Origin of the sequence: Aliinostoc sp. HNIBRCY26, from assembly GCF_050235535.1 — a bacterium.
Classification (GTDB): Bacteria; Cyanobacteriota; Cyanobacteriia; order Cyanobacteriales; family Nostocaceae; genus Trichormus.
Genome location: NZ_CP189852.1, coordinates 4,030,358 through 4,053,147, shown reverse-complemented (window position 1 = coordinate 4,053,147; position 22,790 = coordinate 4,030,358). Strand labels below are relative to the sequence as shown.

Genomic DNA, 22,790 nt, shown 5'->3' with positions numbered 1-22,790 from the left:
AGGGTTTTTGTAAATTTACATTACAGTGCTAGGCTGTTTTAACAGAATTGGGGATGATCAGCAAATTCTGTAAAGAAGCTTTAATAATTCTAGCTTAATTGTCACAATTCTAGGGGGAATTGTAAATGCTGCTAGAGTAGAAATTCGGTATGTTCATAGGAGCAGCACTAAGTTTACAGTCTTTCTACGTAAGTTTTACAGCCATTGCTGATAGTCAAAACTAGTAGCCAGTAGTTTTCTATAGTCCTGCTCAATCACAGACCAATCTCCATAACCTTGCTCTACATAGTCCAAATCCATATCAATTTGATAAATGGCTGTTCTGAGTTCGTCGGCAATGCTATCAGCATCAAAAATTAAGTGATACAGCGATCGCAATAATTTACTATGTACAGGTTTGGCAAAGCGATTATGATCAGGTGAAATAATTGGATAAATTCTGCCCAATTTAGCAATCATCAATCTCAAGGAGATTTCTAAATTCTGTTCGCCCGGAATAGAATCCAGTAGATGCACAACATCTAATGGGTGTTTATATGCACTCGTAGATAGTTCAATCATCCAATCTTCAGGATGGTCAATTTCTGTAATTAGTTTATCTACCCAGTTGATGATTTCCCCATAGGAACAAATGTTTAAGTAAATCCCTATCGAAAAGTAATCAGCATAGTGTTTCAAACTGGGTTTCATAAAGTAGCAATATAATGCAAGATATGATTTTTATATCTGTAAACTGAAAACAATGCCAAGATAATGGCAGTTATTTAACTTTCAACCAGCTAAAAATGTCTACTACCTTTATCTGCCAATCACTTAAAACATCTAACACTGGCAAGATATCAGCATCATATTTCACTTCAGGTAATTTATTGGGTTGAAATACCATCACTGATTTATCATTAGCGTCAATAAACCAACCTAATTTAGTTCCTTGGTTAACACAGAAAATAATTTTATTAATTACTCGGTTGGGTGATTGGTCAGGTGAGAGAATTTCAATAGTCCAATCGGGGTAGTTTTCAAATTTATTGGCAATTTCTCCGTCTTCATCAGTGGGAATACGTGACCATTCAAACACCGCAATATCTGGAACTAATGAACGTCCGCCAAAAGTGCAGCGTAATTCGGTTAAGGCTAAAGCAAGTTTGCGCGATTGACCAAGCTGATTGATTGTCGATGATAGCTCAGTTTGAAGAATACTATGTTTTCCTTGAGGCATTGGTTTTTGGTAGATGCGTCCGTTGATATATTCGCTAGCTGGTTGAGTTTCTGGTGAGTTGAGAAAGTCTTCTAAGGAAATTTGGGGCGATATTTGAGTTGATAGCATAAAAATTAATCTAAAATAATTTAGTTGAAGCTAAAGTAAACCATAGCTGGTATTAATTATAGAAGCAAAACACCGAGAAAGGGCTAAGGATTTAAAAAGTCTAAATGTTCTCCCGTTAGATTTTGCAGTTCCTCTGGAGAACCTTGTATTTTGAGATTTCCTTTATCCAAAAGCATAATAAAATCTGCCCGTAAAATCACCCTGGGACGATGACTAATAATAATTGTCGTTTTACCTTGACGATAATGTAATAGTTTATCTAATACTTGCGCTTCTAAGATGGGATCTAAGGCACTTGTAGATTCATCTAAAATTAAAATTGGTGGTTCGGTGACAATAGCTCTAGCTAAAGCTAATCTTTGTTTTTGTCCCCCCGATATATTCACGCCAAATTCCCCTAAGACAGTTTGATAATTATCTGGTAACTCTTGAATAAACTCATCAGCACTAGCCATCTTACAAGCCTGTACAATCTGTTCAAATGTCGCTTGGGGATAACAAAAGCGAAAATTATCTAAAATTGAGCGACTCCAAAAATGTGCTTCTTGGGGTACTAAAATTACTTGTTGTCGCCGACATTCTAAAGACAAATCATTTTGGTTATATATCCCAAATCCAATATTGCCTGATTGCAGAGGATATAAACCCGCAATCAGTTTCGCTAAGGTACTTTTGCCACAACCAGATTTACCAATCAACGCCGTAACTTTACCGCCAGGAATGACTAAAGAGAAATCTTTTAATAAATCTGATCTACCTGGATGATGAAAGTTAATATTAGTACAATTAATATCAGTATCACCTGGAATGACTGCCCAAGGTTTATGATTTTCATTGGGGTCTTCTGGTGTAGTGTCAATAATTTCTGTAATGCGCTGTGTTGCAGTTTGGACTCTAGCAAATTCATCCACCAAGGCAATTAAACTAGTAAAAAAACCGTTGAAACTGGCATTCATAGCATTAAATGCTAACAATTGCCCAATAGTTAATTCTTGACTAATCACTAAACTACTACCAAACCAAAGGATAGCTAAATTACCAAAAGCCGAAACTAAGCCAGAAAAAACATTATTAATAATCCCAATTTGTACAGTCGTAAAACTTAAATTAGCTAGATTACCAAAGCGGCTTTGAATTTCCTCCCAAGCCTGGGGAGCAGTATTATTAGTTTTTAAAGTTAGTATGCCTTTAAAGGTTTCTACTAACATTCCTTGGTTGTCAGCCTGACCAACTAAAAGATCCCGAATTTTTCTTTGGAGGGTAGGTAGAAAAATAATTGTTGATGTAGACATAATTATAGCTATCAATACTGCCAATAGCAGCAACTTAAAGCTATATATTCCCATGAATATAATCGAAATTACAGCAATAAATATCTGACTGGGCAGACTAATGACAATTTGGGAAACTAATTGATTAATTTCTTCAATATCCCGCAACCTACTGACAATTTCGCCACTCCGATGGGTTTCATAATAAGTTAAAGGTAGACGCAAAATCTGCCTGCCGAACTCCAAGGTAAGACCTAATTCTAAGCGTTGAGCAAAATGGGCAATTAAATTAGATTGCACCAGTTTTAAGGTACTACTAAATAGATTCATCGCCATCACACCAATCACAACTGTAGTTAACAGTTGGGTATCTCTTCTCACTAATACGTCATCAGTTAAAATTTGAATGAGAAAAGGTGTGGTTAATGATAAAATTCCCATTGCTAGATTAATCAGAAATGCTTCAGTTAAAATCTGGCGATGGGGTAATACACGCGCCACAAATCGACTAAAACCATTGAATGTTTCTGATGGTTGCTGATAAAAACGCACCTCATCGGGTGCTAGTAACAGCATGACGCAATTTAGCCAATCTCTAGCTAATTCTTCTCGGCTAATGTAACGAACTCCCACGCCAGGATCGGCGATCACGTATTTTTTACCTTTTTGTCCGTATAAAACTACCCAATGGTAGCCTTTCCAATGAATAATTGCCGGTAGGGGTGCTTCGTGAAGTTTCTCAATTAACTGTGGGGTGGCTCTGACTTGGCGCGCATGAAATCCCAGAGTTTCCGCACCGCGTCTTAAACCTACAAGAGTTGTACCTTGCATTCCTGTACCGACTGCTTCTCTGACACGGTTGAGAGCAAAATTACGTCCGTAATGTTTAGCAATAGTTGCAATGCACGCCGCACCGCAATCTTCCTCGCTGCGTTGCAAGACAATTTTATATTTCATTGGTAATCAATGAGAGAATTCGGCAATGATAGTGTTTTTAAATATATAACGTTTTTTTATCTACACAATGGTTAACCGTGACTTAGGAAAATATTGTCCTGTCTTATGAAATAAAGTTATTGTTTTTTAATTTTCTAGTCATTTTAGATAAATTATTTTTATTGTTGATTTGCATAAATCTTGATATTGGCTCTGATATTACCATTAATGACACTACTTGAGTGTCTATAAAAATGTCAGAGATTAATTTTATTTGACTATTGATAGTTAATGGTCGAAATCTTTGTGCGGAATAAAATGTTTTATCTGATTAAAAGTTATCTATGGTTAACTAATGGTTAAGCTTTAGAAGATTGCTTTTTTAAGAAAAAATGTGATATTTAAAAAATGGATATATGTTTTTATCCGCAACAATATCGGAGGTTTTATGCCTGAGAATCAACCAGAGAATTTAAATTCTGAAACAGTACCATTTTTTGCTCGATTTTTAGAAGGGCAAAATGCTGAAGAAATGTCTGATGAGGAATCAGAAGCATTTAACGGCGGTTTAAGATTCGCAACTAAAAAATATCCTTCTGACAAGGAAGATATAGCAGTCACTCAAAAATTTCCTTCTGATAGAGAAGACGGAGTCGTAACTAAAAAATATCCTTCTGACAAGGAAGATATAGTAGTCACTCTCAAATTTCCTTCTGACGGTGATGATGAGGTTGGTGCTACCGAATAATTGGATGAGGAATTTAGCAAGCTGTTGGATGTAAAAATTAGTATTCCTCAATGGATATAATTTGTATTACCAACCTTATACTGAGGTTGGTTTATTCTTAAAATAATTTTTGCAAAGTTATGAATGATATCTCAAGTATTCTCATCCCAAATTAAACCTCTCTTTTACACTTTTAAACAACCCCTAAACTTAGTTAAATGTACTTTGAAAAACTAGTTAATTAACAGCATATTGTTTTAGACTAGCTCGTATATGTTGCTGAATATGACAATATTTGGTCTTAATTACTGAGTCTACTTAAAACTACTGATATACTGCAATAATTGGTTTTTCCCATAGATTATATAGTTTCCATTTGCGTCAAAAAATATATGTTTTATGCGTTTTAAGCAAGATGTCGTTTTATTGATTACCCATAGTGGCGATTATTTCACGATTGATAGAGTGATAGCATCGCTATTGAAACGTGGTGTCCAACCAATACGCTTGGACACTGATAAATTTCCTATGAATATTAAAATTAATGCCTATTTAAATAATGAGGGAAATCATCACAGGGTAGAATTCGATGATATTGTATTTGATAGTCAACAAGTCAAATCTGTATGGATGCGACGCATTTGGGAAGCAAATTTCAGTCCAGATTTAGCACCAAAATTTCGTGCAGCTTGTATAAATGAATCATCGGCTGTGCTAGAAGGTTTTTGGGATAGTCTTAAACAGGCTTTTTGGTTAGATAAATTGGCAAAAATTCATGCGGCGGAAAATAAGTTATATCAATTGCGGGTAGCAAGGGAAGTTGGGCTTTTAATTCCGAAAACTCTAGTGACTAATGATGCTCAAGCCGCTAGAGATTTTTTTGGGCAAGTTGATGAGAAAATGATTACTAAACTGCTGCGTCCGCTTTCTTATGGGATGGAAGGCTCTGGTTTTTTTATGTACACTAGCGTCGTTAAACCAGCAGATTTAGAAGATGCTGAGAGTTTGCGTTATTGTCCAATGGTATTTCAAGAACAGATACCTAAACTTAAAGAATTACGAGCTATTTATGTAGATGGGAAGATATTTGTTGGGGCTTTAGATGCGTCAATTTATGCTGATTCTACTCAAGATTGGCGACGTAATACCCCAGGAAATTGTACATGGCAAATTGATGAATTACCAGAGGAAATAATTCATCGTCTTAGGGAATTTATGGGACGTTTAGAGTTAAAATTTGGTGCGTTTGATTTTATTGTCACACCAGATGGAGAACACATTTTTTTAGAAGTGAATCCTAATGGTGAATGGGGAATGTTGGAGAGAGATTTAGATTATCCCATTGCAGATGCGATCGCAGAAACTTTAGTGAGTAATTTCCCTATATAATTATGAACGTATTAATTATTACCCATAGTCAAGACAATGAGAGTATTTCTCTCGTCATGCAAGCAATCAAAGCACAAGGTGGTAAAGCCTTTCGCTTTGATACAGACAGATTTCCAACAGAAGTGCAGTTAGATGTTTATTATGGTGATGGTAAAAAATGTATCCTCACTGCTGATGAGCAAACACTCGATTTAGACGCAGTATCGGCGGTTTGGTATCGACGCATCGGCATAGGTGCAAAGATTCCCAACACAATGGATAAACAACTACGCCAAGCTTCTATCCAAGAGTCTCGCGTCACTGTTCAAGGAATGATTGCTAGTATTAAAGGTTTTCACCTTGATCCTTTACCTCATATTCGTCGTGCTGATAATAAACAATTACAACTGCAAGTAGCCAGAGAAATCGGCTTAGATACACCACGTACATTGACGACGAATAACCCCATAGCCGTGAAACAATTTGCCCAAGAATGTCCGCAAGGTATGATTAGTAAAATGCTTTCTTCCTTTGCGATTTACGATGAACAAGGACAAGAAAAGGTAGTATTTACTAATCCAGTCTCAGCCGCAGATTTAGATAATTTAGACGGCTTACGTTTTTGTCCGATGACGTTTCAAGAAAAGGTAGCTAAAGCCTTAGAATTGCGGATTACTATCGTAGGTAAACAAGTATTTGCGGCGGCGGTTGATTCCCAAGCTTTAGATAAGGCGCAATACGATTGGCGTAAACAAGGAGTGGCTTTACTTGATGCTTGGAAACCCTATAATTTACCCCAAGATGTGGAAGAAAAGTTGCTGAAATTAATGGCTCACTTTGGGTTAAATTATGGGGCAATTGATGTGATTTTAACTCCTGATCAGCGTTATGTATTTTTAGAAGTTAACCCCGTGGGAGAATTCTTTTGGTTAGAACGTTGTCCTGGTTTGCCAATTTCTCAAGCGATCGCACAAGTGTTATTATCGCAATCTGGTGCATAACAAAATAATTAATTATGGCTGATGTGAATTTAGTTTCGCCTGCTGATTCTCCCAATCATCCCCAGAAAATCACTAATCCAGATTCTCTACACCTCGCTACGCCTAACGAGTTTCTACCACCGATTAGTAAATGGACAACTTTAGGCGGTGTGGCACTTCTGGGGATCTTTGCTGTTACTATTGCCTTAGCAGGTGTACTCAAGTACAAAGTCACAATTAAAGCACCAGCAACGATTCGTCCTAGTGGAGAACTGCGTCTGGTACAATCTCCCATTGAAGGGACGGTTAAAGATATTACTGTACAAGTTAATCAAAGAGTGAATGAAGGTGATATCATCGCCATCATTGACGATCGCAGACTGCAAACTCAAAAACAGCAATTATTAATTAACATTCAGCAAACTAGACTGCAACTATCGCAAATAGATGCTCAAATTATAGCCTTAGATCAGCAAATTACCGCCGAACAATCCCGAAGCGATCGCAATATTGCATCCATCCAAGCCGAACTCACCCGCAACCGCAGAGACTTACAAAACAGAGAAGTAACTTCCGTCACCCAAGTTGATGAAGCTAAAGCCAATCTCCAGCAAGCGCAAAAAGAGTTGCAAAAAAGTCAAGCACAGTTAAAATCTGCCGAAGCATCTCTAAATTCTAGTGTAGCTTCTTTAAAAGCCGCTAAAGCGAAACGTGATAGATATCAACCCTTAGTGCAATCAGGTTCACTTTCCCAGGATCAATTCCAAGAAGTACAGTTAGCAGTAGAACAACAACAACAACTGCTAGCAGCACAACAAGCCACCGTAGAAGAACGTCAACAAAGCATCCTGCAACAACAACAAGCCGTAGCCGCAGCCGCAGCGAGACTCAAAGCCGCCTATACAGGCTTAAATCCCAGTGATGCAGATGTCACAATCGCCCAAGAAAGAATTGCCGGCGAAACAGCCAGCAGTAGAATTAGTTTGGCGAAATTCAATCAAGAACGACAACAACTCATTCAACAAAAACTGGAAATTCAAAAGCAAGCCAGCAGTAACCGCCAAGACTTAATGCAAATTAACCGCGATATTGCCAATACAGTCATTCGTGCCACCGCATCAGGTATAATTCAGGAATTGAAACTGCGAAATAATGCCCAAATCGTGCGTTCTGGGGATACCATAGCCCAAATAGCACCCAGTCAATCACCGTTAGTGATTAAAGCACTAGTTGGTAATCAAGATATTCGGAAGGTGGAGAAGGGACAATCAGTGCAAGTGCGCCTTTCTAGCTGTCCTTATACCGAATACGGCACTTTAAAAGCCAAAGTGCAAACCATTTCCCCAGACACCATCTCAGCCGAAGATCAAGGTGGCAGCACAGGCACTTATCAAGTTACCATCCAGCCAGAAACACAAGTCTTAACGGCAGGCGATCGCCAATGTGTGATTCAATCTGGGATGGAAGGTAGAGCAGACATTATCTCTTCCGAAGAAACCGTGTTTAATTTTATTCTTAGAAAAGCCAGACTGTTGACTGATGTGTAGTCAAGGCTAAGGAGGGAAAGAGATTTCATCACCTCTGATTGCATAAAAATACAGTAACAAACCTAAGCCATCAATGAACATTAAAATAAACTAACCCTGATATCCTAATTAACATCTTGTATAACTTGCTCTCCAACCTAACCCCCAACCCCTTCCCTACAAGGGAAGGGGAGCAAAATTTATTTTGAATTTTAAATTGGTATAACCCAGTCCCCAATCCCCAGTCCCCAGTCCCCATATATGCCACGCGCCGTTGCTACTAGTAGTTCCAATCAAACCAAAGCCACAGTCACCACCAAACTCTGGCTGCTGCTAGTGGGAGTCAATCAATATCAGGATACCCAACTACCATGTCTGCGTTATGCCGCAGTTGACTGTCAAGCCTTAGCAGAAGCTTTGACAGCAGCAACTCAAGAACAATTTATCCAAAAACAAATCAATATTTACCATGATTTTGCGACAGAATTACCACTGTTAACTAATATTCGCGATCGCCTACAACAAATTACAGATGCGGCTCAACCTACAGATACAATTTTATTTTATTTTTCCGGTCACGGAATGTTACAGCCACAAACACAACAAGCATTTTTGTGTTTAGCAGATACCCAAAAAGATAACTTAGAAAATACAGGTTTAGCTGTTTCAGAATTATTAGAACTTTTAAGTAATAGTGGTGTCCAGAATCAGATAATATGGTTAGATGCTTGTCATAGTGGCGGGATGACATTACGTGGTTTAAATCCCACGCCGCAATTATTAGCAGTGTTACAGCAACGCGCCGCTAAAAGTAAAGGCTTTTATGCTTTACTATCGTGTGATACAGAGCAGCTATCATGGGAATTTCCCGAACTGGGACATGGGGTATTCACATATTATTTAATGCGAGGATTGCGTGGAGATGCGGCTGATCAGCATGGGGTAATTTCGGCTGATGGCTTATATCGCTACGTTTATCACCAAACCCTACAATATATAGATAAAACCAATCAACAACTAAGATTAATTAATCAACAAAAACGCGGTAAAGGTGATACAGAACTGTATAGTGAATATCCTCTGCAAACACCAAAACGCATAGTTGAAGGGATTGGGGAATTAATTATAGGTAAACTTCCGGCGATCGCTGAATCTATTACCACCAGAAAAGCCTTAGTCATTGAAGGTATCGTCGGTTCACAAACAGCACTAGATTTCAGTAAAGTTTTGGGTGGTGCAGGTGCTTTTGAACTAGCTTATTTACCCCGCACAGCTAATACCACTGCTCAAGAAATTCGCGAAACCATTAAAGAATGTTTACTCTCTACTAATCAACCACAAAAATATCAAACTGAAGAAGCCATCACAGTCTTATTATATCTGCGGGGAAAACTCGAAGAAACCCCCACAGGTGAAGCCGCATTAGTTTTATTAGATGATATTTGGTTGAGTCGTTCTTGGCTCAGACAACAGTTGCGTCGTTCAGTTGCCACACAACAAATTATTATTTTAGATTGTCAAGTTGGAACACATCACATATCTTTACCAGATTGGATAGAAGACTTACAATTAAACTCCGCCACCGGACAATGTATCATCGCTGCAACTAGTCCCAAAACCAACCCAGAATTTTTTGCCCAAGCACTCATCGACACCTTAAAAACCGCTTCCACTGCCAATGGTTTATCAGTAGCAGCTTGGATTACACAATTACAAATTCATCTAGCCACACAACCACAAATCACCCCCATTCCACCCCTACAAATTTGGTTATCAGCTACACAAGGCGTAATTGAAATTATCCCCGCCACCAGCACACATAACCAACAAAAACCCACAGCCTTAGACTTAAAAATTTGTCCCTATCGGGGATTAAAAGCTTTTAGTGAAGAAGATGCTCAGTATTTTTACGGTAGAGAATCCCTCACACAGCAATTAATAGCACACATCACCCACCAATCATTTTTAGCCGTAGTCGGTGCATCAGGTAGTGGGAAATCCTCCGTAGTCCAAGCCGGACTCACAGCTCAACTACGTCTAGGAAAACAAATCCCCAATAGCGACTCCTGGTTAATTAAAACCATCCGTCCTGGCGCGCGTCCCCTGGAGGCCTTGGCGCGACGCTTAGGGGACGTGAAGGCAGGGACGCAGGGGCGCAGGGGTGCAGGGGAGGCAGAGGAGGCAAGGGTGCAGGGGCGCAGGGGCGCAGGGGAGGAGATGGAAGAAAGAACAATGCCCAATCCCCAATCCCCAATCCCCAGTCCCCAGTCCCCAGTCCCCAATCCCCTCCTCCTAGAAGCCATGCTTTACCAGGGAGTAGAAGGCTTTGTGTATTGGCTGCGGAGTCGTCCAGAACCAGTTGTGGTATTAGTAATTGACCAGTTTGAGGAATTATTTACCCTTGCACCAACTGAAGATAGACAGCGATTTTTAGAATTAGTCTTGGGTGCTATCGAGTACGCCTCTGATAAATTTAAGTTGGTGCTGACCTTAAGAGCCGATTTTATTTCTCCTTGCTTGGAAGTACCTCAACTCGCTAATTTATTGCAGCAGTCTAGTGTATTAGTTCCACCCGCTTTAAGTGATGACGACTACCGCCGCGTGATTATTAACCCTGCCGAACAAGTGGGTTTAAAAGTCGAGTCAGGACTAGTGGAAATTCTGCTGCAAGACTTAAACCACTCGGCGGGAGATTTACCCCTGTTGGAATTTGTCTTAGAACAATTATGGGAATACCGCCAAAGTGGAGAACTGACGCTGACAGCCTATCAGCAACAAATTGGCGGTATTAAAGGCGCATTGGAACGCAAAGCCGAGGAAGTTTACAAAAATTTAGACCCACAGGCGCAAGAATGTGCAAGATGGATTTTTCTGTCACTGACGCAGTTAGGCGAAGGCACAGAAGACACCAGACGCAGGGTTTTGAAATCTGAGTTAGTCGTCAAGAAATATCCTGATGAACTGGTAGAAAGAACACTCGCAGCATTAACGGCGGCGAAATTAGTCGTGGTGAATTTAGAAGAGGGACTGGGGACTGGGGACTGGGGACTGGGGATTGGGGATAAGGTAGAAATTCCCGCCTCCCCTGCACCCCTGCACCCCTGCCCCCCTGCTTCCCCTACTTCCCCTGTCACTATTGAAGTAGCGCACGAAATCCTCATCCGCCACTGGTCAACGTTGCGCTGGTGGTTGGAGGAAAATCGTAGTAGACTGCGATCGCAGCGTCAAATTGAGCAAGCCGCAGCTCTTTGGAAACAAAATCACGAGCTGTCAGATTTTTTATTACAAGGTGTTCGTTTAGCGGAAGCTGAGGAAATCTATGTCAAATACACAGATGAATTATCTTTAGATGTCCAAAATTTTATCGCTGCTTGTTTAGATGCTCGGCAACAACAACAATTAGAACAGAAAAAACGTCTCAGACAAGCACAAAAAGCTATAGCTGTGATCAGCGTTTTAGGAATTGCTGCTAGTGGCTTTGGTGGTTTAGCCTATACACAGCAACGCGCCGCCCAATTAAGGGAAATAGCCGCTTTAAATTCTGCTTCTGAGGCGTTTTTGTTATCTCATCAACAATTAGAAAGTGTCATATCTAGTATCAAAGCCAGACGCGAACTCAAACGAGTTTTTGCACCTGCTGAAGATATCCAAATCACCACAGCCGCAACTTTTCAAAAAGCTATGGCGCGCACTCAGGAAATTAATCGTTTCTTTGGTCATCAGCAACAGGTAAACGCCATAGTTTTTCACCCCAATGGACGGATTTTAGCTTCTGCTAGTGATGACGGTACAATTAAAATTTGGTCTACCGATGGTCGATTAATTGAAAATATTATTACTCAATCCAGATTAACAGCGATCGCTTTTAGTCCTAACGGTAAATATTTGGCTGTCGCTAGTGCTGATTATAGTCTGAAAATCTATGCTTTTGATACTGGCTGTTTGTCCCCAAACTGTATCAAGATTATTCAGAATATTCCTGTTCACACCAATGTAATCACTGATATTATTTTCAGTCCCGATAGTTCGATGATTGCTACATCTAGCTTCGATGCGACTATTAAATTATGGCGAGTTGATGGCAAATTAATTAATACTTGGATTGCTCATAATGGCTGGGTTAATTCTATCACATTTAGCCCAGATAGTAAAATAATTGCCTCTGGTGGCGAAGATAAATTATTAAAACTTTGGCGCACCGATAACGGTCAATTAATTCAAACTTTGCCTGGACACACAGCTAGTATTACATCGGTGAAATTTAGTCATGATGGTAAATACTTGGTTACTGGTAGTCGTGATCAAACGATTAAATTATGGAATGAACAAGGCAAGCTCATACAAACTCTCATCGGACACAATAACCAAGTAAACCACGTTGATTTTAGCCTCGATAGTCAAATTATAGTTTCTGCTAGTGCTGACGAGACTATTAAACTTTGGCGATTAGATGGTAAATTAATCAAAACTATCTCTGGACACGGTGAACAAGTTCAAGATGTGAAATTTAGTCCAAATAGTCAATATATTGCTTCTGCTAGTAGAGATAAAACTATTAGACTCTGGCAAGTAAAACCTGAGATTACATCAGCTTTAAATAATGTGCAGGATTTACAATTTAGTCCAGACGGTAAAATTTTTGTTTCTGCTGGCTGGGACGGTAAAGTTACTATTTGGCGCAGGAAGCAAATTGTCAATGCGTCACAATTAACTACATTCTTAGCCCATCGGGATATAATTCAAACTGTTAGGATTAGTCAAAATGGTAAATTATTGGCAACAGCTAGTGCTGATAAAACTATTAAAATTTGGGATATTCAAACCCAAAAATTACTCCAAACATTAAAAGGTCATCAAGATAGAGTTACCAGCATTAGTTTTAGTCCTGATAATCAGACTATCGTTTCTGGAAGTGCTGATAAAACCATCAAAATTTGGCAATTATCAAATGGTCATTTACTGAGAACTATTACAGGACACCATGATGTAGTGAATACCGTGAATTTTAGTCCCGATGGTCAAATATTAGCGACAGGTAGCGACGACAAAACAATAAAACTTTGGCAAGTTACTGATGGTAAACTTTTGCAAAATCTCCAGGGACATGGTTTAGCGATCGCCTCTGTCAAATTCAGCCCAAATGGTAAAATATTGGCCTCCGCCAGTTGGGACAATACCATCAAAATTTGGCAAATACCAGACGGCAAATTAATCCAAACCCTCACCGGACATACAGACGGTGTAACCAGCATCAGTTTTACAGCAGATAGTCAAATTCTTGCTTCTGGTAGTGCTGACAATACAATCAAATTTTGGGAGATCACAAACGGTAAATTACTCACCACACTTTCAGGAAATTCTGAGAAAGTGAATAGTGTGAGTTTGAGTCCTGACGGTAAATTACTCGTAAGTGGTGGCGAAAACTCTGGGGTAACGCTGTGGAATTTAGATTTAGATAACTTAATGCAGCAAGGATGCTCCCGCATTGATAATTATCTTGAGCATAACAGCAATATTAGCCCAAGCGATCGCACCCTTTGTAATTAAAGTGACTGTTGAAAAGTTTTGATAGCATCTACATGATTCACCATGTTAATGCAACGTAATAATAACTCTAAATTTATCCCTTTCACTTCTTCACTCTGAGAAATCTTTTCATAGTAAGTTCCAGTGTCATCTACACGCAAATGATAGACCTCTAAAACCCCATCTTCCCAAAGCCAAACTTCGGGAATCTTCAGCCGCTTGTAAGCCTCTAGCTTATTAATACCACCACTAGTAAACACCACCTCAATCGCCAAATCAGGACGTACTTTCCCAGGAGCAAGCTTATAAGATTTATCTGCCTCTCGTTTAACAGCACCAGATTCACTTTCTAGCGTCATTGAGCCGGTAGGAGTAAAATCAAACCCTGCCATAAGTAGATAAAGTTCTAATAACGCACCAATTCTTTCCTTAACAGTTTCGTGGTCTTCTCCTGGCATTTTCCTAATCTCCAAAACGCCATCCAGAAAAGACAACCGATAGCCTGGACGGTCTAACAATCCCTCAACTGCTTTGAACTCTCTCCAAGTCATTCCCTCAAACAACAGGGGTGATTCTTTTGCGGGTGTAGCGATGATGGTTGCTGGTGTCATGTTAGTCTCCAGTCGGATTCGCTGTGGAGGGCAATTTACCAATTGTAATTCCAATTTTAAAAAATCTAAAATCCTCAATGGTTTGTCCCTTATAGGTGCAGTCAATCCAAAATCCGTCTTGAAAAGTTTCCTACGGCGGGAAACCCGCCTACAGAACTTTTCGCAAAATCTAAAATCTAAAATTAGTTGACTCATCCCTACAAATAGATATAAGATTGCCCTAGATAGAAGGGGAGTAGCTACTGGCATAAAATTCAATAGCCAGTACACCTGAATCAACACACTGGCGATGAGCCTGGTTCAGATGACAAATAATTAAGATTTGGTAGCGAGACCTTCACTAAGTTCACAAACAGAAATTGTGAGCTTGGTGAGGTCTTTTGGCATTCATCAAGCTCACATGACACATGATTATTCAGGAGCTTGAGAGAGTGCTAGCAGCTTTTACAGCAGGTTTATTACTAATTACAGTTTCAGAGTTAGGCGATAAAACATTTTTCATCGCCATGATTTTGGCAATGCACCACTCACGAAAATTGGTATTTGCAGGCGTAGTAGCTGCCTTAGCCGCCATGACTATCCTTTCAGTGTTATTTGGTCAAGCGGCTTCATTATTGCCCAAAACTTACATACATTACGCTGAAATTGCTTTATTTATCGCCTTTGGCTTAAAGCTGTTGTACCAAGCTATGAAGATGACTGCAAAAGCTGAACAAGCTGAAATGATGGAAGAAATTGCAGAAGCTCAAGCCGCAGTAGAAAAAGCAGAATTGCAGCTACCCAAGCAAAAAACACCCTTATCAATTTTAATTGAAGCCTTTACTCTCACCTTCATGGCAGAATGGGGCGATCGCACTCAAATTGCCACCATTACCCTAGCAGCAGGTAATAATGCCATTGGTGTCACCATAGGAGCAATTTTAGGTCATGCCATTTGCGCTGCGATCGCTGTTATTGGTGGCAAAATGATTGCTGGACGCATTTCTGAGCGTCAACTCACCTTTGCCGGCGGATGCCTATTTTTGATTTTTGGTGTGGTTGCAGCCATTGAGGGAGTTTAAAAAAGGCAAAAGGTAAAAGGCAAAAGGTAAAAGAATTATCTCTTTACTTTTGCCTTTTGCCTTTTTACTTTTTACTTTATGGTGTACTTGTTGGTGTGGTTGGGGTGGTTGGTGTAGTGGTTGTTGGTGTTGCTGATGCAGTGGCGGCTTTGTTGATTTCATCTTTGTATTGTGCGGGAGCTAAAGCCACAGCACTATCAAACAAAGGTTTTGCTTCTGTCAGCTTACCTTGTTCTTTTAACACCATCGCCTTAGCTAAAACTGGGCGAAAATCTTGGGGAGCTTTCTTAATCGCTTGATCAAAAGTAGAAATAGCTTGAGGATAGCGTTTTTGGGTAGCGTGAACATTTCCCAGTAGTACCTGTACAGCCACTGCATCTACACTGCCTGGTTGAATAGTATTCTCTTGAGCAGCATTAGTCAAAGTTTCTTGTAGCAAGCCTACAGCCGCCTCTGGACGTTGTTGATCTAACAACAAAGCCACCATACCCTGTAAAGCCTTCAAATCCCCTGGTTTTGTGTCTAAAACAGCCCGATAAGCTTGAGCTGCTCCTTCCTTATCACCAATCTGCTGTTTAGCTTGAGCAAGTAACACGCTATACTCTGACTGCTGAGGATTAAGTTTTGCTAGCTTTTCTAGAGGTTCAATCACCCCATTAATATCACCCTGCTTTAAAGTCAAAAGTTGTAACCTGGCTTGTAATAACCCCTTGAGCGCAGTTTGGTTTTCTGGTTCTCTTTGTAAAACCAACTCATAACCCCGTACCTCATCTTGCAACTTAGTTGTTTGGTTTGTAGCAGCCACACTACCAGGACTGGTAGTAGAACTGGGGGTTGAAGATGAAGTTTTAGTAAGCGCACCGAAAATGGGAACTAAGGAAATACCCACAAAAGTCAGCACTGCCAGTGCTAGAATTAGCTGAACTATCCAGCGATTGCGCGGTTGAGACACGATTTTTACCCCCCTCCAAAACTCTCATCCCATTATTATTCACACAAACTCGAAAGTTAAAAATTTCCAAAACTGTGCGGAATACCGCCAATTATCTGTGAATTTTATAACAATTGATTATTAGCACTGCTAAATTAAGTGATGACTTTAGGAAGAGCCATCAAAACAGAAGCTATGATATGCTTCCGTAACTAGTCTAAAGACGCTAGATTACACATTTAGATCATGAATTACTAATCTAGCGTCTTTAAAATTGTATAGAGTGTCCTGTTGTGATTTTATGAAAAGTCAATTGACTTTGCATTAGCCACACAAACCCTCTTTCCAGATGCTTTAGTAAAATCCCACAATGGGATGTGTCTCCGCCGCAAGGAGTTTTTATGAATTCCGACCTGATGCCTTCGCCTGATTCCGCTCACTCTTTTGCTTCCAATGAACCTCAAACTACCAAAGAGGCAGCCGCTAACATTCAATTAGCCGCAACCCAGCCCTCTCAGATTGAGAATTCATCTGTTAAACCCAGTGAAACCGACACCCATGAAAACCTAGCTGACCGTCAACAGCCAATACCACCTCCGAGCGAACCAATGCAGTATCGTGCCATTGGCTTAGTCCGGGGACGCTACCAAGCCAGCGATGAACATTTTACCCAAGGTGTTTTAGTCACCCCAGATGGTGTAGAACTAAACTCTGTCTTGTTAGGTCGGATTATGAGCTTAGTCAAAAATCACCTAGACCTAGAAAAAGACCATTTGTGGGTAGTTTATCCCCGCACCAGACAAGAGAATGACACCTTACACATTCAAATTGTCGGCGTGTGGGAGCCTGAAAACCTTGCTAAAAATTTAGCAGAAGCAGAGGCACAAACATCACAGACACCCGATAATAGTTCAAAAGAACAAAGTCAAGAAGCCACAAACCCACCTCCTTCATCTCATATTCCCGATGGAGGTTTTTCCGTCCGTGGAGAAGTGGTTTACCAGTCTTTTGACTCGAAAAGCTTAGTAGTGAAAATTAAGCAAGCTCCACGTAAACCGACAGATAAACCCAAGTATTTCAAATTGAAATTACGGGGTGTACTGACCACCAAAGCCGTAGGCAAGTTTTGGGACTTCCAAGCCAAGCGAGAAGCTGACGGATTGGTAATAGAAACAGCAGAAGCGATCGCTGATTTACCCAAAAAACGTAGACCCCCCTTCAAAGGTGGCGGTGGCCCTCGCGGTGCTGGTGGCGGTAGCAGAAGACCATTCCCCCCCAGAAGACCTGGAGAAACTCCACGTCCCGTCAAGAGAATAGGCGGCGATTCCTCGGTAGTTTCTAAACCCTTACCAAAACCGTCTTCGTCTTCGCCCAGTTCTACACCTACTCCCAAGCCGATTAAACGACCAAAACCAACCCAGGAATAGGGATCGGGGATTGGGTATTGGGTATTGTAGTTTCTCCCCCAGTCCCCAGTCCCCAGTCCCCAGCCTTAAAAGTCTCTCCAATGGTCTTGGGGCATAAATGACCTTTCCATTGGAATTGGGGCTACTGGTTCTGTGAGGGTAAAATTGCCTGCTGCAATCCATTGTTTTAACTCTAGGGCAACTTGTCGAGATAAAAACATACTGGCTAAAGGAGCAGCTCTGACTGTTTTACCCTCAATGGTGACACGCCCGGATTTTAACTGGGCGTAACTCACCAAGCCAAATGTCGGACGTACTCGCCGAGGAATGGAAAAGTCTACTATCGGTGCAACTAAATCTTGATCCTGCACTGCACAGTGTTCTACAACCTGTTCGTTTAATAAAGGTATGGGTACACCGACACCCAGCATTAAGGAAGGGCCATAACTCTTAAAATAACAACCCCTGACCCAACGGCTATCCATTTGTTTAGCATCCCCAATTAAGGCTAAAGTCGCAGCCGGGCCGATGGGTGTTTGATTGGCGAGACGCTTCTGTAAGGGAAAATGTTGTGTACCTTCCCAAGCCACGTAACCCACACCACCGCCTAAGAAAATGCGCGTGCCGATGCCAATCAGTTGTAAATTGGGGTCATTGAAGAGGGGAGAAATTGCCCCAGGGTTAGAATAGACGGCGTTACCTAAACGCGGTTGCAAAGAGCCGAGATAGGTATGTAATGGGCGATCGCCTCCATTCACCCCCACAATAAAATTTTGATAAAGATTACGGGGATTAAATAAATAAAACTGATTTATCGTGTCGCGGGTAATGGAAGTCTCAAAACTAGCTCTAGGATAACAGTCTGTCACTTGCCCTTGAGCGCGTACATGAATGGGTTTACCTGCGATTAAATCTTCAATCACATGGCCGCCACCTCTTTCTCTGACTTCTTCCCCATCCATTGTGTCTACAGCACAGCTAGCACCTAAATATAAATCAACTGCGCCAAAGCCAGTATAGGCGGGTACACCATCGACCCAACAACGCCGAATTTTGATTGGTGGGTCGGTGTGTCCCAAATTAATAATTGCACCACTCGATTCCATCGGTTCAAAAGTGCCAGTGGTGACGACATCCACCTCTTTAGCCGCTTTACTCACACCGATTTCCGCGACTCGTGCTTTGAATTCCTCAACCGTTAACACCACCACAGTTTGGCGGTGAATTTTCTCGTTAATTTCCGCAATAGTTCGCATTGTTCATGTAGCGGTTTGACATCCTCATTCTAGGGTGATATTTCTGCACTGACTGAGATATGTTGAAAATAACAGCGATCGCCCTATCCCCAGTGAGGAAATCATGGGAGCGATCGCTTTACATTCATTTATTGTAAATATCAAAAAGCACCCCCCGAAAGGAGAGTGCTTTAATTTTTATTTAGTTGTCAGAACTAACCGTGGATAGCAGGCGCGCTGATAGCAACAGGAGCAACTTCACCAGCAGCCAAGTCTAAGGGGAAGTTGTGAGCGTTACGCTCGTGCATGACTTCCATACCCAAGTTAGCGCGGTTGATGATGTCAGCCCAGGTGTTGATGACGCGACCTTGGGAGTCAATCACTGATTGGTTGAAGTTGAAACCGTTGAGGTTGAACGCCATTGTGCTTACGCCCAATGCTGTGAACCAAATCCCGATTACAGGCCATGCAGCGAGGAAGAAGTGCAAGGAACGGCTGTTGTTGAAGGACGCGTATTGGAAGATTAAGCGACCGAAGTAACCGTGTGCTGCTACGATGTTGTAGGTTTCTTCTTCTTGACCGAATTTGTATCCGTAGTTTTGGGATTCGTTTTCGGTTGTTTCACGAACTAAGGAAGAGGTTACTAAGGAACCGTGCATTGCGGAGAACAAGCTACCACCGAATACACCAGCCACACCTAACATGTGGAAGGGGTGCATCAGGATGTTGTGTTCTGCTTGGAACACGATCATGAAGTTGAAGGTACCGGAGATACCCAAGGGCATACCGTCAGAGAAGGAACCTTGTCCGATGGGGTAGATGAGGAATACTGCGGTTGCTGCTGCTACGGGTGCGGAGAATGCTAGGCAGATCCAAGGACGCATGCCCAAGCGGTAGGATAGTTCCCATTCACGACCGAGGTAGCAGAATACGCCGATCAAGAAGTGGAATACTACTAGTTGGTATGGGCCACCGTTGTACAACCATTCGTCTAAGGATGCTGCTTCCCAGATGGGGTAGAAGTGTAAACCAATGGCGTTAGAAGAAGGTACTACTGCTCCGGAGATGATGTTGTTTCCGTAGAGTAAGGAACCTGCTACTGGTTCGCGGATACCATCGATGTCTACTGGAGGTGCAGCGATGAAGGCGATGATGAAGCAGGTGGTTGCAGCTAGCAAGGTGGGGATCATTAATACGCCGAACCAGCCGATGTATAGGCGGTTGTTGGTGCTGGTGATCCAGTTGCAGAACTGCTCCCATACGTTTGCGCTTTTGCGCTGTTGTAAGGTTGCTGTCATTTCTTTATGATTGCGGTTTGATTTATGTATGTATCAGGCGGTTTTGTTTTTTGCCTGTGAGTATAATTTACACTGCTTTACAAAAGTTAATCAAGTCCTCAGCATTTTGTAAAAATAATACTATTGATTAGTTTTACTTATTTAAGGTCAGATTGAGTACGATGGCATCAACCAATTTCAGAAAAGCGATCGCTTTTTTTGGGCAGGTACGCCATCGCCCTTCTAAAAAGGATTAGCCTCTGTCACCACTTCTGGTAGTGGAATAAACTCTGTTTCATCTGGCACATTAGCAAAACGTCCGTCCCGCCAATCAGCTTTAGCTTGCTCTATTCGCTCTGGTCGGCTAGAGACAAAATTCCACCATTTGTAGCGTTTGCCCAAAGGCTCACCGCCAATCACAATAAACTGAGCAGTTTCAGCAGCAGAAACCTTGACTTGATGACCTGGCTCTAAGATGGCAAGGCGATATGGCTCTAGGGGTTCATCATTAATACTCAATCCCTCTGTAACGCTGTATACGGCTCTTTCTGAATAATCAGTAGAAATAGTAAAGTGAGCATTGCTAGAGAGCATGACATCTAAATAGATGATGGGTGAAAAAACTTTCACAGGTGAGGTGTAACCATATGCTTGTCCGGCAATGAGTTTGATGACAGCCCCATTTTCTTCCCAAGAGGGAAGGATGTCAGCCGTATAGTGCATGAACCAAGGATCTGTTTCTTCATGCTCAACAGGCAGAGCAATCCAGGTTTGAATGCCATGAATGATGGCTTCGTTTTGTCGGTCAATGTTGGGTGAGCGTTCTGAGTGTACAATCCCCTTTCCTGCCGTCATCCAGTTCACAGCACCTGGTTGAATTTCCTGTACAGTACCTAAACTATCCCGGTGCATTAAAGTACCATCAAACAAGTAAGTTAATGTTGCCAGATTAATATGAGGATGTGGCCTGACATCGATACCTTTGTTGGGTGGCAAAACAGAAGGGCCAAGATGATCAAAAAAGATAAACGGCCCAACCGTTTGACGATGAGGATATGGCAAACTGCGGCGGGCAATAAACCCACCCAAATCTTTAACTTCAGGTTCAATCAATTGAACTATTGCCATGAGTAGCGGGGGGTAATTGGTAAATGCTGGAATAATTATAAGTAGATCAACCTGACAAAAAGCTAACCGTGCAGAACAATCATGGAGAAAGCAACATTTGGGGCTGGCTGCTTTTGGGGTGTGGAGGCAGCATTTCGGAAGGTAAAAGGAGTAGTATCAACCTCAGTTGGCTACATGGGAGGACATTTTCCCAACCCTTCTTACCTTGATGTGTTATCGAGAATAACAGGTCATGCAGAGGTAGTGCAGGTAGAATATGATCCTCAAGTTGTGAGTTATGAAGAATTGTTAGCGGTATTTTGGGATATTCATGACCCCACCACACTCAACCGTCAGGGGCCAGATAAAGGAGAACAGTACAGGTCTGTCATATTTTTTCACAATGCCCAGCAAGCAGCAACGGCGCAGGAGTCAAAAACAAAGCTTCAGATGTCAGGCAAGTTTGACCGTGATATTGTGACAGAGATTAAGTCTGCTGGTCAATACTACTTAGCAAGTGAAGAACATCAACAATATTTTGAGAAGAAAGGCAGACATTAAAGGGACTTCCAACTAAAAAAATATATAATCGCTGTGGTGGGCAGGGGGGCAGGGAGCAGGGGGAAAAATCAAAATATTCTCTCTCGGAAATTGGATAATTTATTTTCTGGAAGTCCCAAACAACAGCTTAGTCTATTCAAGTGAGGATTTTCTTATTGTATTAATTTACACAAAATGCTTTGTTATTTTAAAATGATGAAGTTATGGTGTAACCGCCGACTTGATAGCGATCGCTAAGTGCAAAGAGAAAACTATGAAGTACCACATTTGCGAGGAGGAAGCGACAAGAGAATGGCTTACCCTGGAATCGATTGATTATATTGTCGAATGTTTGGAAGCTTGTCAAACCCTAGAAATGGTGGCTGATTTACGGGCAATTTTTCCCAGGGCTGCGCTGCGCTCGGCAAGTATTAAGGTAAGTGAAGCGCAACGTCAAAGGCTTGTTGATTGGTTGCAAGTTTTGAATCAAGAAGAAAAAGCTGCATAGTTTTTTTCTTAAAGGAAAAGCGATCGCCTACAGTAAAGCATCAGCCCATCGTTAAAACATGGCTCATTCAACCTGATTTGATCTTTGTACCTCTAAATAATCTGCCACTGCTGCTAAATCTTCCATAGCCCGATTCAGGCGATTTAGCATCGCTTCTGCTGTTTCCGGTTGATTGTTAATGGTTTCTAGTCTTTCTTTTAGATGACGCTCTAGGGCTTCTATCCACAATGACAATTGTGTGTGATGAACTGCTGTAAGTAGCCCCATATTTCTTAAAACAGCCAAATGAAACCCTAATTGGTCTTGTCCGCCGTAACCCAGGTAGCCGTTCCACAATTCCAACTTTTCTGGAGTAAATTCTTCATATTGTTCAAAGGTAATACCCGCAGGCTCTAGCTGGGGTTGTGGTAGTGGAGGTTGAGAATTAGTCATAGTTAAAATTAGTTTTGATAA

Annotated in this window: 18 protein-coding genes; 9 read left to right on the top strand and 9 right to left on the bottom strand. The window is 41.3% G+C overall.

The window, feature by feature from the left end:
* Nucleotides 1-195: 195 nt before the first annotated feature.
* From ACQFX9_RS17235 to ACQFX9_RS17225, 3 genes are all read right to left on the bottom strand, one after another.
* Nucleotides 196-690, bottom strand: a complete 495-nt coding sequence (locus tag ACQFX9_RS17235) for a hypothetical protein (protein ID WP_427157191.1) — start codon at nt 688-690, stop codon at nt 196-198.
* A 70-nt stretch (nt 691-760) separates the two neighbouring features.
* Nucleotides 761-1,327: a Uma2 family endonuclease gene (locus ACQFX9_RS17230; RefSeq protein ID WP_427157189.1), complete on the bottom strand. Its 567-nt coding sequence runs from the start codon at nt 1,325-1,327 to the stop codon at nt 761-763.
* 83 nt (nt 1,328-1,410) lie between these two features.
* The gene (locus tag ACQFX9_RS17225; RefSeq protein WP_427157188.1) at nt 1,411-3,555 is read right to left on the bottom strand and encodes a peptidase domain-containing ABC transporter; all 2,145 of its coding nucleotides are present in this window, start codon (nt 3,553-3,555) and stop codon (nt 1,411-1,413) included.
* A gap of 427 nt (nt 3,556-3,982) precedes the next feature.
* On the opposite strand from ACQFX9_RS17225, the gene ACQFX9_RS17220 reads away from it, so the two are divergent.
* The 5 genes from ACQFX9_RS17220 to ACQFX9_RS17200 all read left to right on the top strand — a co-directional run bounded on the left by ACQFX9_RS17220 (nt 3,983) and on the right by ACQFX9_RS17200 (nt 13,682).
* Nucleotides 3,983-4,282 carry a microviridin/marinostatin family tricyclic proteinase inhibitor gene (locus ACQFX9_RS17220; RefSeq protein WP_427157187.1) on the top strand — a complete coding sequence of 100 codons (300 nt, stop codon included), beginning with the start codon at nt 3,983-3,985 and terminating at the stop codon, nt 4,280-4,282.
* A gap of 378 nt (nt 4,283-4,660) precedes the next feature.
* Entirely contained in the window at nt 4,661-5,650 is a 990-nt protein-coding gene (locus ACQFX9_RS17215; protein WP_427157185.1) for an MvdC family ATP-grasp ribosomal peptide maturase, read from the top strand.
* Between the two features lie 2 nt (nt 5,651-5,652).
* Nucleotides 5,653-6,630 carry an MvdD family ATP-grasp ribosomal peptide maturase gene (locus ACQFX9_RS17210; protein WP_427157183.1) on the top strand — a complete coding sequence of 326 codons (978 nt, stop codon included), beginning with the start codon at nt 5,653-5,655 and terminating at the stop codon, nt 6,628-6,630.
* Nucleotides 6,631-6,644: 14 nt separating this feature from the next.
* Nucleotides 6,645-8,156, top strand: a complete 1,512-nt coding sequence (locus ACQFX9_RS17205) for an HlyD family efflux transporter periplasmic adaptor subunit (RefSeq protein WP_427157182.1) — start codon at nt 6,645-6,647, stop codon at nt 8,154-8,156.
* 240 nt (nt 8,157-8,396) lie between these two features.
* Nucleotides 8,397-13,682 (top strand): eIF2A-related protein, encoded by a 5,286-nt coding sequence (locus tag ACQFX9_RS17200; protein WP_427157181.1) that lies wholly within the window; start codon nt 8,397-8,399, stop codon nt 13,680-13,682.
* Here ACQFX9_RS17200 and ACQFX9_RS17195 read toward each other — a convergent pair.
* The gene (locus ACQFX9_RS17195; RefSeq protein ID WP_427157179.1) at nt 13,679-14,272 is read right to left on the bottom strand and encodes a Uma2 family endonuclease; all 594 of its coding nucleotides are present in this window, start codon (nt 14,270-14,272) and stop codon (nt 13,679-13,681) included. The two genes, ACQFX9_RS17200 and ACQFX9_RS17195, sit on opposite strands and share 4 nt — an antisense overlap.
* A gap of 431 nt (nt 14,273-14,703) precedes the next feature.
* Between ACQFX9_RS17195 and ACQFX9_RS17190 the strand changes: the two genes are divergently transcribed.
* On the top strand, nt 14,704-15,333 hold the full coding sequence (locus ACQFX9_RS17190) for a TMEM165/GDT1 family protein (RefSeq protein ID WP_427162922.1): 630 nt from the start codon (nt 14,704-14,706) through the stop codon (nt 15,331-15,333).
* Between the two features lie 76 nt (nt 15,334-15,409).
* On the opposite strand, the gene ACQFX9_RS17185 is transcribed toward ACQFX9_RS17190, so the two are convergent.
* Nucleotides 15,410-16,285 carry a tetratricopeptide repeat protein gene (locus ACQFX9_RS17185; RefSeq protein WP_427157178.1) on the bottom strand — a complete coding sequence of 292 codons (876 nt, stop codon included), beginning with the start codon at nt 16,283-16,285 and terminating at the stop codon, nt 15,410-15,412.
* A gap of 380 nt (nt 16,286-16,665) precedes the next feature.
* Between ACQFX9_RS17185 and ACQFX9_RS17180 the strand changes: the two genes are divergently transcribed.
* Nucleotides 16,666-17,691 (top strand): hypothetical protein, encoded by a 1,026-nt coding sequence (locus ACQFX9_RS17180; RefSeq protein WP_427157176.1) that lies wholly within the window; start codon nt 16,666-16,668, stop codon nt 17,689-17,691.
* Between the two features lie 65 nt (nt 17,692-17,756).
* Here ACQFX9_RS17180 and ACQFX9_RS17175 read toward each other — a convergent pair whose 3' ends face one another.
* From ACQFX9_RS17175 to ACQFX9_RS17165, 3 genes are all read right to left on the bottom strand, one after another.
* Entirely contained in the window at nt 17,757-18,926 is a 1,170-nt protein-coding gene (locus tag ACQFX9_RS17175) for a homocysteine biosynthesis protein (RefSeq protein ID WP_427157173.1), read from the bottom strand.
* A gap of 194 nt (nt 18,927-19,120) precedes the next feature.
* The gene (gene psbA, locus ACQFX9_RS17170; RefSeq protein WP_427157172.1) at nt 19,121-20,203 is read right to left on the bottom strand and encodes a photosystem II q(b) protein; all 1,083 of its coding nucleotides are present in this window, start codon (nt 20,201-20,203) and stop codon (nt 19,121-19,123) included.
* A 222-nt stretch (nt 20,204-20,425) separates the two neighbouring features.
* Nucleotides 20,426-21,310: a pirin family protein gene (locus ACQFX9_RS17165; RefSeq protein WP_427157171.1), complete on the bottom strand. Its 885-nt coding sequence runs from the start codon at nt 21,308-21,310 to the stop codon at nt 20,426-20,428.
* Nucleotides 21,311-21,391: 81 nt separating this feature from the next.
* Between ACQFX9_RS17165 and msrA the strand changes: the two genes are divergently transcribed.
* Both msrA and ACQFX9_RS17155 read left to right on the top strand, forming a co-directional pair.
* Nucleotides 21,392-21,850 (top strand): peptide-methionine (S)-S-oxide reductase MsrA, encoded by a 459-nt coding sequence (gene msrA, locus ACQFX9_RS17160; protein WP_427157169.1) that lies wholly within the window; start codon nt 21,392-21,394, stop codon nt 21,848-21,850.
* Nucleotides 21,851-22,103: 253 nt separating this feature from the next.
* Nucleotides 22,104-22,337: a hypothetical protein gene (locus ACQFX9_RS17155; protein WP_427157167.1), complete on the top strand. Its 234-nt coding sequence runs from the start codon at nt 22,104-22,106 to the stop codon at nt 22,335-22,337.
* A 63-nt stretch (nt 22,338-22,400) separates the two neighbouring features.
* On the opposite strand, the gene ACQFX9_RS17150 is transcribed toward ACQFX9_RS17155, so the two are convergent.
* Nucleotides 22,401-22,769: a hypothetical protein gene (locus ACQFX9_RS17150; RefSeq protein WP_427157165.1), complete on the bottom strand. Its 369-nt coding sequence runs from the start codon at nt 22,767-22,769 to the stop codon at nt 22,401-22,403.
* Nucleotides 22,770-22,790 lie beyond the last annotated feature (21 nt).

Bases quoted from the DNA above. Each gene is read 5' to 3' on its own strand.
- ACQFX9_RS17235 (WP_427157191.1), bottom strand. From the start codon at position 690: ATGAAACCCAGTTTGAAACACTATGCTGATTACTTTTCGATAGGGATT.
- ACQFX9_RS17230 (WP_427157189.1), bottom strand. From the start codon at position 1,327: ATGCTATCAACTCAAATATCGCCCCAAATTTCCTTAGAAGACTTTCTC.
- ACQFX9_RS17225 (WP_427157188.1), bottom strand. From the start codon at position 3,555: ATGAAATATAAAATTGTCTTGCAACGCAGCGAGGAAGATTGCGGTGCG.
- ACQFX9_RS17220 (WP_427157187.1), top strand. From the start codon at position 3,983: ATGCCTGAGAATCAACCAGAGAATTTAAATTCTGAAACAGTACCATTT.
- ACQFX9_RS17215 (WP_427157185.1), top strand. From the start codon at position 4,661: ATGCGTTTTAAGCAAGATGTCGTTTTATTGATTACCCATAGTGGCGAT.
- ACQFX9_RS17210 (WP_427157183.1), top strand. From the start codon at position 5,653: ATGAACGTATTAATTATTACCCATAGTCAAGACAATGAGAGTATTTCT.
- ACQFX9_RS17205 (WP_427157182.1), top strand. From the start codon at position 6,645: ATGGCTGATGTGAATTTAGTTTCGCCTGCTGATTCTCCCAATCATCCC.
- ACQFX9_RS17200 (WP_427157181.1), top strand. From the start codon at position 8,397: ATGCCACGCGCCGTTGCTACTAGTAGTTCCAATCAAACCAAAGCCACA.
- ACQFX9_RS17195 (WP_427157179.1), bottom strand. From the start codon at position 14,272: ATGACACCAGCAACCATCATCGCTACACCCGCAAAAGAATCACCCCTG.
- ACQFX9_RS17180 (WP_427157176.1), top strand. From the start codon at position 16,666: ATGAATTCCGACCTGATGCCTTCGCCTGATTCCGCTCACTCTTTTGCT.
- ACQFX9_RS17175 (WP_427157173.1), bottom strand. From the start codon at position 18,926: ATGCGAACTATTGCGGAAATTAACGAGAAAATTCACCGCCAAACTGTG.
- psbA (WP_427157172.1), bottom strand. From the start codon at position 20,203: ATGACAGCAACCTTACAACAGCGCAAAAGCGCAAACGTATGGGAGCAG.
- ACQFX9_RS17165 (WP_427157171.1), bottom strand. From the start codon at position 21,310: ATGGCAATAGTTCAATTGATTGAACCTGAAGTTAAAGATTTGGGTGGG.
- msrA (WP_427157169.1), top strand. From the start codon at position 21,392: ATGGAGAAAGCAACATTTGGGGCTGGCTGCTTTTGGGGTGTGGAGGCA.
- ACQFX9_RS17155 (WP_427157167.1), top strand. From the start codon at position 22,104: ATGAAGTACCACATTTGCGAGGAGGAAGCGACAAGAGAATGGCTTACC.
- ACQFX9_RS17150 (WP_427157165.1), bottom strand. From the start codon at position 22,769: ATGACTAATTCTCAACCTCCACTACCACAACCCCAGCTAGAGCCTGCG.